Genomic DNA, 12,938 nt, shown 5'->3' on the forward strand with positions numbered 1-12,938 from the left:
AACGCACCCGTCACAAATCGGTTACCCGCCTGCCACGCTCCCAGGCAGCGATTCTTTCGGCGAGGTGGCGCGCCCATTCGCGGTACGCCGATCGCCCTGGGTGAAACCCATCGTCCGCCAGCGCCTCGCGCCCTGACGGTAGCGTTGGGCGCACCAGCTCGCAGCCAGGCCATTGATCCACGACACTTGCCAGACTTGCATTGAAGCGATGGGCGCGCGCGCCGAGGATCGCGCGCAGCGGTTGCGCAAGCGCGGTAAATCGCTCCATCGGCGGGACGGCATTCACGATCACATGCTGCGCAAGGAAGCGTTGTTGCAGGAGCGCCAGCAAGTCCCGTTGCTGAGCGAGCCACTTGCCGGTACGGACCGCGCTGGTGACGTCATTGACGCCGAGCGAGAGCACGACCAGGTCGAATGCCTGCCCGGGTTCATGTTCGAGCCGCCTCAACACATCGCGCGTCGTATAGCCTGTTTGTGCGATCACCTTCCAGTGCAATTCGAATTGCGGCGCTAGCGCGGCCACAAGCTGCCCCGCTAACGCATTGTGTTGATGCTCCACGCCGACACCTGCGGCTGCCGAATCACCCACGATCAGGAGTTTCAGCACAGAACCCTGCCCCGCTCGACCTTCGCGCGGGCCCGGCGGTTCTGGCAATTTTGGTGTCACCTTCCGCGTGTAAACGCCCTGTATCGCGAGCACGGGCGCCAGCATGATCAAGAGCGTGCGTTCGATCCAGACGTTCATCCCGATGTCCTCGCCACCAAAGTGAGTTGCCGATCCGCCAGATCGGTCAAGCCACCCAGATATTTTCGATCGACTTCAACGCGCCCATCACGATCGAACGGTTGAGCGCGGCGGCGAGCGTGCCGTCGCGCTCCGCATACGCTTCGCACAGCCGCTGATGATCGGTGCACGAACGCTGCATGCGGCCCGGCAATGACGTGCTCAGATGGCGCATCCGGTTCGTGCGCATACGCATGGAGTCGAGCACTTCCTTGAAGATCGCGTTGCGGCTCACGCGCAGTTCCTCGTCGCGAAACGCGACATTGGCCCAGAAATACGCATCGACGTCGCCTTTCGCGGCGGCCTCCGCCAGCACGCCGTGCGCGCGCCAGAGCGATGCGATGTCGTCGTCGGTCGCGTGCTCGACGATCGCGAGCGACACCTGCGCGTAAAGCATCGCACGCAGATGATAGATCTCGCGCACGTCCTTGAGGCTCATCGCCGCCACGCGCGGACGCCGTCTCGGCGACCAGTCGACCATGCGTTCGCGATGCAGCACGAACAGCGCCTCGCGCACCGGCGTGCGGCTCACGCCGAAGCGCCGGGCGAGTTCGACCGAATTCAGATCGTCGCCTGGCTGCAGGCGGCCTTCGATGATGCCGCGCGCCACCCAGTCCACGATTTCCGCGACGCGCGGGCTGTCACCGCCCGCCTCCGGCATGTCGTCGGTATCCATTAGCACGGCGTCGCTTTCCGTCATGTGCGCTTCCTTTCCTGTCTCCACGAGGCGCCTTGCGCGCCGGCCCGCCGATTCTACCAACTGCCCGCCGGCACCGATGCCGGGATCAGCCACACCCTCTAGTGTATACACTTACCAGGATTTTTCTTGAATTTCGATTCGTAAACGACATACACTGAATCAAGTGTCGACACTCACAAAAAGACGCACCATCACTATCGGAGACATTCATGTATCTGGAGAAAGAGGTCGCCTTGGCCGGCGGGGTCGACGCGTGCGTATCCGCGCGGCTCGACCGGCTGCCGCCGACCCGCTACTTTCGCGGTCTCGTCGCGCGCATCGCCATCGGCGGCTGGTTCGAGTTCTACGAGATGTTCATGGCCGCCTATATCTCGCTCGGCCTGATTCATAGCGGCCTCTACCGCGCCACCACGACGAGCATGTTCGACGTGAACGGCTTCGCGAGCTTCCTCGGCTCGTTCTTCGCAGGCATGTTCGTGGGCACCGTCGCGCTGGGCGGATTCACGGACCGGCTCGGCCGCCGCGCTGTCTTCACCGTGGCGATGCTGGTCTATTCGGTGGCGACGCTCGCCGCCGCGTTCCAGACTTCGCCGGTCGCGATGGACGCCTGGCGTTTCGTCGCCGGTATCGGCATCGGCGTGCAACTGATTACTGTCGACACTTATATTTCCGAGCTGACGCCCAATCACACGCGCGGCCGTTATTCGGCCTTCAGCATTCTCGTGATCCTCACGTCCGTGCCGACCGTCGCCGTGCTTTCGTATCTGCTCGTGCCGTACACGGCGCTGGGTCTCGAAGGCTGGCGCTGGGTGATGATCATCGGCGCGGGCGGCGCGGTGCTGATCTGGTTCGTGCGGCGCGGCCTGCCCGAGTCGCCGCGCTGGCTCGAAAGCCAGGGACGGCTCGCCGAAGCGCGCGCGATCGTCGACGATATCGAGCGGCGCGTGGTCGCGGAAACGGGCCAGCGTCTCAGTGCGCCCGCGCCGGATGCACCGCGCGCCGAAGCGACCGACAACACGGCTTCGTGGCGCGATATGTGGCGCGGCCGCTATCTGCCGCGCACGATCATGCTGTCGTGCTTCAACTTCTTCCAGACGTTCGGCGTGTACGGTTTCGGCGCATGGGTGCCGGTGCTGCTGTTCACGAAGGGCATCACGCTCACGCATTCGCTGCTCTACACGATGATGATCGCGTTCACGACGCCGCTCGGCGCCATCGGCGCGATGCTGTTCGCCGAGCGCGTGCAGCGCAAGTGGCAGCTGGTGGGCTGTGCGATCGTCGTGGCGGTGGCGGGCGTGCTGTTCGGCATGGCGCGCGAACCGCTGCCGATCCTGCTGTGCGGCGCGGCCGTGACGATCGCCAACAACTGGCTGATCGGCATCTTCCACACCTATCAGGCCGAGCTGTACCCGACGCGCTTTCGCGCACGCGCCGTCGGTTTCGTCTTTAGCTGGAGCCGGCTCAGTTCGATCTTCGTCGGCTTCTGGGTGGCGGCGCTGCTCAAGCATTCGGGCGTGCCCGCCGTGTTCGTGCTGATTTCGTCAGCGATGTTGGTCATCGTCGTGATGGTGGGCGCGCTCGGTCCGCGCACCAACGGCGTCCGTCTGGAGGAGTTGTCCCAATGAGTGTGATCGCCGCCGCCTTTGCGCACGGTCTCCATGCCCTTGCGCAGCGCCCGCTGCCCGCGAACGTCGCGCGCGAAGCGCAACGTTCTCTCATCAACGTGATCGGCACCTCGATTGGCGCGTCGCGCCATCCGGGCGTGGACGCGATACTCGCCGCCGCGCGCGATCTCGGCGTCGCGCCGCGCGCGCCGGTGCCGGGCCGCACGGAACGCGTGGACGTGCATTTTTCCGCGCTCGCCACGGGTTTCGCAGGGCATCTCGACGATTTCGACGATACCCATCTCGCGACGGTGATTCATCCGGCCGCGTCGGTTCTCGCCGTCATCACCGCGCTCGCGCCGGAAACGCAGCCGACGGGACGCGCCGCGCTCAGCGCGTTCGCGCTCGGCTGCGAAGCGCAGTTGCGCGTGGGCGTGTCGATCTCGCCCGAGCATTACGACCGCGGCTGGCACATCACCGGCACCTGCGGCGTGATCGGCTGTGCGGTGACGGCGGCCCTGCTGCTCGGCCTGAACGAAACGCAACTGACGCAAGCCGTCGCGATTGCGGCGTCGATGTTCGTCGGCCAGCGCGAGGCCTTCGGCACGATGACCAAGCCGTATCACCCGGGCAAGGCCGCCGCCAACGGCATCGCCGCCGCGCGGCTCGCGCTCGCGGGTCAGCAGGCGGCTGACGATATCTTCGAAGCGCCGGGCGGTTATGCGCATTCGATGTCGACGCGCGTCGATTTCGAGCAGATGAACGGCGCGTTCGGCGAGCGCTGGGAACTGCTGTTCAACACGTATAAACCGTATCCATGCGGGATCGTCGCGCATCCGGCCATCGATTCGGGTCTCGCGCTTGCGCCGCACATCGGCAACGCTGAGGATATCGAAACAATTGTGCTGCGCTGCCATCCGCTCGTGCCGGAACTGATGGGCAATCCGCAGCCGAAGGACGGCTTGCAGGCGCGCTTCTCCGCGATCCACGGTGTGGCCGCCGCGCTGTGCGACAAGCGAGTTGGCCTCGCGCAGTACGAGGACGCGCGCGTGGTGCAGGACGACGTGCGGCGCGTGCGTGCGCTGACGACGCTCGCGCCCGATGCTTCGGTGAATCGCGACGAGGTCTTCATTCGCGCGACGCTCAAGCGCGGCGAGGTGCTCGAACATCACGTCGAGCACGCGCGCGGCAGTCTCGCCCGCCCGCTCACCGACAAAGAACTGATGGAGAAAGTGCGCCTGCTGATCGATCCGCTGCTGGGCGATGGCGTTGCTGCGAGGCTGGCCACGGCCGTCGAAACGATCGACGCCGCGCCGTCGCTCGATACGTTGTTCGCGCTCTGCGCGCCGCAAGAGGAACTGAACCATGCATGAAGCCGTACACCATTCCGCCGTCTCCGATGCGCTGACCGCGCTGGCCTGCGGTTCGCTCGACGCCTCCGCTAACGCTGCGATTGAAGCCGCGAATACACGGCTCTCGCAAGCCCGCTCGCATCTGCGCGATGAAAGCGCCATTGCTGCGCAACTGTCGGCGCTGTTGCAATCGCAAGGCAGCGCGGCCGCCGATCTTCGCGTGCGTGCGTGGACGATCGGCGCAACGCTTGCGCATGCCGAGGCGTCCACGTTCGACGCGCCAGTGCTCGCCGTGGCGATCGCGATTGGCGAGGCAACGGGCGCAAGCGAAGCGGCCATCGCCGAAGCCGCCGCCATCGGCATCGAAGCGGCCACGCGTGTGCTCGCCGCCGTGGACAGCAGCGAATTCCGCGCGCGCTGGAACGTGGCGTCGTCGCTCGGAATACTGGGCGCGGTGCTCGCCGCCGCGCGGCTCTATGGACTCGACGCGACGCGCGCGCGTCACGCGCTGGGCGTGGCCGCCACGCAAGCCGCCGGACTCGCGCACAACGACACGCACGCCATGCGCGCGATCGAGACCGGCAAGGCGGCCGCCGACGCGATCGAAGCCGCGCTGATCGCGAAGCACGGCTTCACGAGCGCGCCCGCTTCCATCGACGGTCGGCGCGGCCTCGCTGCGTTAATGGCCTATCGGTTCGACGCGGCGAGTATCGTCGACGGTGTCGGCTCACGCTGGGTGTCCGTGCAATAGCGCGATCGCACGCTGAAGACCGATGTACGCCGATGCACGCCGACGCGCGCGCATCGGCGAAAACAACAACAGGAGACAAGCATGGCGCGATTTCCGCTCGAACGGCGGCGCTTTCTACAAACAGCGGCGGCGCTCGCCGCCACGTCACTGCCGGGCTGGCGCAACGCGTTCGCCGCCGACGATACCCTCGCATCCGGCGACGCCACCACCGACGTCACTGCGCAACTCGCGCGCTACATCGTAGCGTCGCGCGGCCAGGCGCTGCCCGAGGCCGTCGCCACCGCGTGCAAGAACCACATCCTCGACACCTTCGGCGCGATGGTCTCCGGCTCTCGCATGCGTCCCGGCGAACTCGCTACGCGCTACGTCCGCAGCCTCGGCGGCACGTCGCAAGCGTCGGTGATCGCTTCGGATCTGCGCACGACCTGCGTGAACGCGGCGCTCGCCAACGCGATGTGCGCGCACTCCGACGAAACCGACGACTTCGAGCCCGTCACCAAGGCGCATCCGGGCAGTTCGGTCGTGCCGGCCGCGCTCGCCATCGGCGAACACGCGGGCTGTAGCGGCGAAGCGTTCATCCGCGCGGTCGCGCTGGGCTACGACATGGCGTGCCGCCTGCTGATGGCGCTCGGCCCCGACCGCGTGCGGGCCTCGCATCGCAGCGCCGAAGGCACGGCCTCGACGTTCGGCGCGGTCGGCGCCGCCGCCGCGCTCGCGTCACTCGACGAACGCGAAACGCGCTTTGCCATTTCGTATGCCGCGCAGCAGGAATCGGGCTTGTGGAGCTGGGTGAAAGACAAGGACCACATCGAAAAGGCTTTCGACTTCGCGGGCATGGGCGCGCGCAACGGCGTGCAGGCGGTGACGATGGTGCAATCGGGCATGACGGGTGTCGCCGACGTGCTCGACGGCACGCACAACCTGTTCATCGCGCTCTCGACGCAGCCGAATCCGCAAGCGATGCTCGACGGTCTCGGCCAGCGCTTCTTCGTCACCGAAACCGCGATTAAAACGTACTCGGTCGGTTATCCGATTCAGTCGCCGCTCGATGCCTTTCTCACGCTCCGCAAGCAGAACGGTCTCACGCCGGAAAACGTCAGCAAGATCGACGTGCATGTGCCGAGCGATGCAGTCGGTATCGTCGGCGACAGTTCGATGCCCGACGTGAATTGCGCGCATATGGTGGCGGTCGCGCTCGTCAAAGGCGCGGTGTCGTTCGCGGACAGCCACAACGCGGCGCTGATGCGCGATCCGCAAATGATCGCGCTACGCAGCAAGATCAGCGTCGTCGCCGATAAAACGCTGGATGATCCGGCCGCGCCGCGCGGTGCGCGCGTGGATGTGACGCTCACGGACGGCCGCACGCTTTCGCACACGACGCGCTTTCCGCCGGGCACGAAAGAAAATCCATTGAGCGTGGAAGGCGTGAACGACAAGGCGCGCGACCTGATGGCGCCCGTGCTCGGCAAGGACAAGACGCTGCGGTTGATCGCGCAGATCAATCATCTGGAAGACGTACGCGATATTCGCGCGTTGCGCGGGTTATTCACCGTTTGATCGCGCGCGTCAGATGCGGTTGCCTTGTGTCAGGCGCGTGCGTCATCCAGGCGGAAGCGGCCGCACAAATTTCGTCTCACAGATACTCGACGTTTCCATCCACACTGATCGCCTGCCCCGTAATGTTGCGGCCTGCCGGCGAGGTGAGAAACAACGCCGTCGCCGCGATATCGTCGACGCTCACCATGCGCCGTAGCGAGATCTTCTTCAGATACTCTTCGCGCATTGCTTCGAAGGGAATGCCCAGCGCGTCGGCGCGCGCGGCAATCACGCGGTTCATCCGCTCGCCCTCCACCACGCCGGGCAGAATCGCGTTCACCCGAATATCGCTCGGTCCGAGTTCGACCGCGAGCGACTTCACGAGCCCCACGATCGCCCATTTCGTCGATGCGTAAGGTGTCCGAAACGCATAGCCGAGCCGCCCCGCCACCGACGAAAGCGCGACGATGCTCGCGCAATCAGACGACGCCTTGAGCACCGGCACCGCGCGCCGCAGAAAATAAAACTGGCTGTCGAGATTGGTCGATACCGTGCGCTCCCATTGTTCGGAATCCAGATCTTCGATACTGCCCGTCGGTCCCGCGATGCCCGCGTTATTGACGAGCACATCGATGCCGCCCATCGCGCTCGCCGCGGCGTCCACCACGCGATCGACCTGCTCGCGCTTCGAGACGTCGGCCACGTGCGCGCGCAACGCGGGATGGCGCGATTGCGCCGCTTCGACGGCAACCGGGTCCACGTCGCAGATCGTGACCTGCGCCTGCGCTTCGAGAAACGCATCGGCAATCGCCGCGCCAATGCCCGTCGCCGCGCCCGTGACGAGCACCCGCAAACCGGGCCTCGGTTTCAGAAGATCCAGCGTACCCATTCATGACCTCGTTCAGTGTTCTCTTGTGAATCGATCCGGACCGCGGCCCGGTTCAAAGCGTCATCCCGCCCGACACTTCCAGCACCGCGCCGTTGATATAGCTGGCTTCGTCGCTCGCGAGAAACGCGTAGACGTTGGCGATTTCCTCGGGTTGCGCGAGGCGGCCGAGCGGCACCTGGCTGCGCATCTTGTCGAGCACCGTATCGGGCACCGTCGACAGAATCGGCGTATCGACAAAGCCCGGCGCCACCGCATTCACGCGCACGCCCTTCGGCCCGAGTTCGCGGCTCCATGTTTTCGTAAAGCCGATCACGCCGAACTTCGAGGCCGCGTAATTCGTCTGCCCGTAGTTGCCGTAAATGCCCACCACCGAACTCGCATTGAGCACGACGCCCGCGCCCTGCTCGACCATGATGTCGGCGACGATCTGCGTGGCGTTGAACACGGCGCGCAGATTCACATCGATCACATCGTCGAACTGCTGGAGCGTCATCTTCTGCAGACGCGCGTCGCGCGTGATGCCCGCGTTGTTCACGAGCACGTCGATCCGGCCATGACGCGCGATCACGTCCGCGACCATCGCCACCATGGCGTCCCGGTTCGCGACGTCGAGCACATAACCCTGCGCCTGCGTTCCCGCCTCGCGGCACGCGCTTTCCACGCGCGCCACGGCGTCCGCGTTCAGATCGCAGATCGCGACGACCGCGCCTTCGCGCGCGAACTTCAGCGCCGTTGCCGCGCCGATTCCCTGCCCCGCTCCGGTGACGATCGCCACCTTGCCCTTCAATCTCATTCTGGTTCCCTTGTTTGAATCTGGATTGCGTGTGCGCGATTTCAATGTTGCGCGCCGCTGACCGGCACCGCCAGTGACGGCCTGCCGCTCTCCTGGCGAATCACGCGGGCGAGCAGCGGCACGAGCGCGAGTCCGCCGATCGACGCCACGAGTATCACCGTGAAGCCCGCATCGCTACGGCCCGAGACCGCTTCCGCGAGACCGAACAGATACGGTCCCGCGAATCCGCCCAGCAGGCCCAGCGTATTGATGAAGGCGAGCGCCGCCGCAGCCTGGATGCCTTGCACGCGCTTCATCGCGATCGACCAGTACGAAGGCAGCACGCCGCCGCCGAAGAACGCCGTGACGACGAGGCACGCGATGCGCGCCGCCGGACTGTGCGCGCTCATATAAGCGGCCGCGCCCACGACCGCGCCTGTCGTGAGCCACGCGAGGAAGCCGCAATCGTTCGACACGCGCCGATGAATGCGCGGCAGCACGAGCACGCCCAGCAGGAAGCCGACGCCCACGCTCGCGGACAGCACCCCGACCATGAACGGCGACGTCACGTTCATCTGGTGAATCATGGCGGGCGCGAAGAAGTAGAGCCCGACGAACGCCACCTGATTCAGAAAATAGATCAGGCCGATCAGCACCGTGCTCGGGCGCTTGAGCGCGGCGACCCAGTCGGCCGACGTCAGGTCCGCGTGTCCGTGCGTATCGATGACCGCGCGCGTTTCCAGCACACTGGCCTCGTCGTGCGAAAGCCAGCGCGCGTCGCGCGGACGGTCGGGCAGCTTGAAGTACAGCAGCACGCCGACGACGATGCTCGGCAAGCCTTCGATCATGAACATCCACTGCCAGCCATGCAGGCCGCCAAGCCCGGAAAGCTGCATCAGCGCGCCGCCCAACGGACTGCCGATGACGAGCGCGAGCGCCGGCGCCGTGTAGATCCAGCCCACGGCAACCGGCCGGTCCTGCGTCGCGAACCACAGCGTCACCATGTACATGAGGGCCGGAAAGAGTCCGGCTTCGGCGATCCCGAGCAGCACGCGCAGCACGTAGAACGACCACGGGCCCTGCACGAACATCATGAGCGTCGAGAGCACGCCCCAGCTCACGGCGATGCGCGCGATCCAGCGACGCGGCCCGAAGCGATGCGCGGCGAGATTGCTCGGCACTTCGAGCAGCGCATAGCCGATGAAGAAAATGCCCGCGCCCAGGCCATAAGCGGCCGCGTGAATGCCCACGTCGATCGCGAGCTGCGTTTTCGCGAGCGCAACGTTCGTGCGATCGAGAAACGACATGAAGTAGATCGCGCACATCAAGGGAATGAGCCGCGCCATTGCCTTGCGCGTGGCCAGCCGATGCAAGGCATCGGCGCTTTCAATACCGGAAGCGCTCGTCATAACCGTGTCTCCTGATTAACTGGCTTTTCTTGTTGTGACTGACTGCTATTGCCGACTGCCTTGACCGAGGTCCGCGCCTGCGTCTCAGGCTAGCGCGGCCTCGAAGGACACCTTGTCGGCGCCCTTCAAACCCAGCATCGCTCTCGCTTCTGCCGGCGTCGCGATCTCGAACGACAGTTCCTCCAGAATCCGCCGGATCTTCGCGACCTGCTGCGCGTTCGATTCGGCTTTGACGCCCTTCGACAAATACACGCTGTCTTCGAGCCCGACGCGCACGTTGCCGCCCATGATGGCCGCCATCGTCACGAGCGGCATCTGATGTCGGCCTGCACCTAGTACGGAGAACTGATAGTTTTCGCGGCCGAACAGGCGATCCGCTGTCGTGCGCATGACGCTCATGTTCTCCGGGTCCGGGCCCATGCCGCCCAGAATCCCGAACACCGACTGAATGAAGAACGGCGGCTTCACGAGCCCTTCGTCGACGAAATGCGCGAGGTTGTACAGATGCCCGAGGTCGTAGCACTCGAACTCGAAACGCGTGCCGTGCTCGCCGAGTTCGAGCATGATCTTTTTGATGTCGCGGAAGGTGTTACGGAAAATCATGTCCTCCATGCCTTCCACGAAGTCCTTTTCCCAGCCGTAGCGCCACGACGTAATCTTCTGCGCGAGCGGATGAATCGAGAAGTTCATCGAGCCCATGTTCAGCGAGCACATTTCCGGCTTCAGCAAGCGCGGATACGCGAGCCGCTCCTCGAGCGTCATGCGCGTGCTGCCGCCCGTCGTGATGTTGATGACGGCGTCGGTGGCCTGGGCGATCTCGGGGACAAATTCGGCGAAGACTTCCGGGTCCGGCGTCGGGCGTCCGTCTTCGGGATGGCGCGCGTGCAGATGGATGATCGCCGCGCCCGCGCGCGCCGCGTCGATGGCCTGCTCGCGGATCGATGCGGGCGTGAGCGGAAGATGCTCGGACATCGACGGTACGTGCGTTGCGCCCGTCACAGCACATGAAATGATGACCTTTCGGCTCGCTTCGATCATTGCGTCTCCTGGTTCGATTCAGCTTGTCTTGTGATAGCGATGGTAGTCAGGTAGGATCGCGCCGATAAGGTCATTTTCGGACATCCCGCTGTCCCTCGGGGACAAATTGAGGCTTTGACATGGCATCGACACGGCCACCGCTCAACGAGCGCATCTACGCGCCGTACAAAATCGCCGCGCTGGTAGAGGTCTTGTCGGAACAGGGCATTGCGCCCGCGGACAGCCTCAAGGGCACGGGCGTCGAGATCGGCGAGATCTACGACGCGTCGGTCATGACGTCGATCGGCCAGTACGCGACGGTGTGCCGGAATGCGGTGTCGCTGTCGTGCGACCCGGCCACGCCGTTCAAGGTCGGCAGGCGGCTGCATCTCGCCGCCTATGGCATGTACGGCTACGCGCTGATGTCCTGCCTGTCGCTGCGCGACTATTTCAAGCTGGGCGTGAAATACCACCGCCTCGCAACGCCCACGGTCACGATCGACTGGACCGAGTACCCGGACCGGATGGTCTGGACCTTCCCTGACGCCTTTGTATCAAGTCCTTCGCGTGAGCTGGGTGCGTTCATCATCGAGCAGCAGTACATGCAGCACGTCACGCATCTGCAGGACGTGGCGGGCCACGACTGTCCGCCCGTGCGGGCGAGTTTCTCGTATCCGGCGCCGCCGCACGCCGATCTCTATGGCGAGTATCTGGGCTGTCCGTGTTTCTTCGGCGAACCGCAATGCGAACTGGTCTACGACAGCGCGATTCTCGACCAGAAGCCGCAACTCGCGCACAAGCTCACGGCCACGCTGCTCCAGGAAACCTGCGACCGGTTGATCGGGCAGGCGAAGACTTCCTCAGGCGTGGCCGGCGAGGTCTATCAGATCCTGATGAGCAAGCCCGGCGTGTTTCCGGGCATGGACGAGGTCGCGAATGCCATGCATCTGACGACGCGCACGCTGCGTCGGCGCCTGCTCGCCGAAGAGACCTCATTTCTCGCCATCCTCGATGACGTGCGCCGCTCGCTGTCGCTCGAATATCTGAAGACCACGCCGCTCAGCACGGACGATATCGCGATGCTGTTGGGGTTCAGCGATACCGCCAACTTTCGGCGAGCGCTGAAACGATGGACAGGAAAAGGGCCCGGCGAACTGCGGGGGAACGGAGAGGCGTGAGGCGGGTGGCTGTGGTCGTGACCGTGACCGTGACCGTGACCGTGGTCGTGGTCGCGGTCGCGGTCGCCGGAAGGAACGATAAGGAAACGTAAGGCGCGCACGCCTGCGGGACCGTGCGGGGAATGGCTGCGCCTGTCTTGCGACAGGCGGCTTGGCGGGCTTGCCGTTGCCTACTGGAACGGCCACCGTGACGCTCAGGGACGCGGCGCGTCCTTCTTTGGCGCGCCGTCGAAGCGCGGTGCCTTGTTGCTGCGCTCGATGTCTTCTTCGAGGCTCGCGTGCAGCGTCGCGATCGCCGCAGCGGGGTCAGCCGGCTTCAGTTGCTCACGTGCGAGCGCGTCGTACGTGAAGCGACGCACAACGGGATCGTGCGACTTGTTCAGCACCTCGTGATAGACCTGCACGATGTCGTCGGCGTGACCCGACAGGCTGTAGAGCCGGCGCAATTGCTCGAGATCGTTGATGACGTCGAAGCCCGGGCCGGGAAACGGCGGGTGCAGGCCAGGCTCGCCTGCGAACGCCGGTGCGCCATGCGGGGGCGGCGCCAGCGGCTCGTCGGCGCGTGCTTGCAGCGATACGGTTGCGGCAACCGCAATCAACGCCATAGCAAACAGTTCTTTCTTCATCGTGTGGTTTCCTCTTGTTCGAAACAGCTAATTGGTTAGCGCGTTCGAACGATAAACCCTTCACGGTGTCGTAAAGCGTGCTGAAAAATCCCGTAAGGTTACTCAGTGTTTCGATGGTAAGGATTGGGCGGCCTGCGGACCTTCGGGCGCAGTTGCCGTTCGCGCGGGAATTTGTCGCGCAGGAGTCGGCGATGCGGTGAGGTATCAGTCTGGAAAGCAAAAAGCCGCCTTGGTGGGCGGCTTTTTTGTTTGTGCTTTCTGTATTCACACGCCCAAACGCCAGAACCCCGGCTCTCATTTGGAGAAACCGGGGTTCTGGA

Annotated in this window: 12 protein-coding genes; 5 read left to right on the forward strand and 7 right to left on the reverse strand. The window is 64.8% G+C overall.

Annotated elements, in window-relative coordinates; translation table 11 throughout:
* Positions 1-10 precede the first annotated feature (10 nt).
* The gene (locus tag LDO54_RS18770; protein WP_224012179.1) at positions 11-745 is read right to left on the reverse strand and encodes an SGNH/GDSL hydrolase family protein; all 735 of its coding nucleotides are present in this window, start codon (positions 743-745) and stop codon (positions 11-13) included.
* A gap of 46 nt (positions 746-791) precedes the next feature.
* Positions 792-1,484, reverse strand: coding sequence for a GntR family transcriptional regulator (locus LDO54_RS18775; RefSeq protein ID WP_224012180.1), 693 nt, complete (start codon positions 1,482-1,484; stop codon positions 792-794).
* A 209-nt stretch (positions 1,485-1,693) separates the two neighbouring features.
* Between LDO54_RS18775 and LDO54_RS18780 the strand changes: the two genes are divergently transcribed.
* The 4 genes from LDO54_RS18780 to LDO54_RS18795 all read left to right on the forward strand — a co-directional run bounded on the left by LDO54_RS18780 (position 1,694) and on the right by LDO54_RS18795 (position 6,748).
* Entirely contained in the window at positions 1,694-3,109 is a 1,416-nt protein-coding gene (locus tag LDO54_RS18780; protein ID WP_224012181.1) for an MFS transporter, read from the forward strand.
* Positions 3,106-4,461, forward strand: a complete 1,356-nt coding sequence (locus tag LDO54_RS18785) for an MmgE/PrpD family protein (RefSeq protein ID WP_224012182.1) — start codon at positions 3,106-3,108, stop codon at positions 4,459-4,461. The genes LDO54_RS18780 and LDO54_RS18785 overlap by 4 nt, the downstream gene beginning before the upstream one ends.
* Complete coding sequence (locus LDO54_RS18790; protein ID WP_224012183.1) at positions 4,454-5,191, forward strand: MmgE/PrpD family protein; 738 nt, start codon at positions 4,454-4,456, stop codon at positions 5,189-5,191. Before LDO54_RS18785 ends, LDO54_RS18790 begins: the two co-directional genes overlap by 8 nt.
* Positions 5,192-5,272: 81 nt before the next feature.
* Positions 5,273-6,748, forward strand: coding sequence for an MmgE/PrpD family protein (locus LDO54_RS18795; protein ID WP_224012184.1), 1,476 nt, complete (start codon positions 5,273-5,275; stop codon positions 6,746-6,748).
* 76 nt (positions 6,749-6,824) lie between these two features.
* Here LDO54_RS18795 and LDO54_RS18800 read toward each other — a convergent pair whose 3' ends face one another.
* The 4 genes from LDO54_RS18800 to LDO54_RS18815 form a co-directional block, all read right to left on the reverse strand.
* Entirely contained in the window at positions 6,825-7,616 is a 792-nt protein-coding gene (locus LDO54_RS18800) for an SDR family oxidoreductase (protein WP_224012185.1), read from the reverse strand.
* Between the two features lie 52 nt (positions 7,617-7,668).
* A complete protein-coding gene (gene fabG, locus LDO54_RS18805) occupies positions 7,669-8,409 on the reverse strand; it encodes a 3-oxoacyl-ACP reductase FabG (protein WP_224012186.1) in 741 nt (246 codons plus the stop codon).
* A gap of 41 nt (positions 8,410-8,450) precedes the next feature.
* Entirely contained in the window at positions 8,451-9,797 is a 1,347-nt protein-coding gene (locus tag LDO54_RS18810; protein ID WP_224012187.1) for an MFS transporter, read from the reverse strand.
* 84 nt (positions 9,798-9,881) lie between these two features.
* Positions 9,882-10,835, reverse strand: coding sequence for a 3-keto-5-aminohexanoate cleavage protein (locus LDO54_RS18815; RefSeq protein WP_224012188.1), 954 nt, complete (start codon positions 10,833-10,835; stop codon positions 9,882-9,884).
* A 119-nt stretch (positions 10,836-10,954) separates the two neighbouring features.
* On the opposite strand from LDO54_RS18815, the gene LDO54_RS18820 reads away from it, so the two are divergent.
* Positions 10,955-11,992: an AraC family transcriptional regulator gene (locus LDO54_RS18820; protein ID WP_224012189.1), complete on the forward strand. Its 1,038-nt coding sequence runs from the start codon at positions 10,955-10,957 to the stop codon at positions 11,990-11,992.
* Positions 11,993-12,186: 194 nt separating this feature from the next.
* On the opposite strand, the gene LDO54_RS18825 is transcribed toward LDO54_RS18820, so the two are convergent.
* Positions 12,187-12,618 carry a hypothetical protein gene (locus tag LDO54_RS18825; RefSeq protein WP_224012190.1) on the reverse strand — a complete coding sequence of 144 codons (432 nt, stop codon included), beginning with the start codon at positions 12,616-12,618 and terminating at the stop codon, positions 12,187-12,189.
* Positions 12,619-12,938 lie beyond the last annotated feature (320 nt).

The organism is Paraburkholderia tropica (assembly GCF_914484835.1).
GTDB lineage: Bacteria > Pseudomonadota > Gammaproteobacteria > Burkholderiales > Burkholderiaceae > Paraburkholderia > Paraburkholderia tropica_A.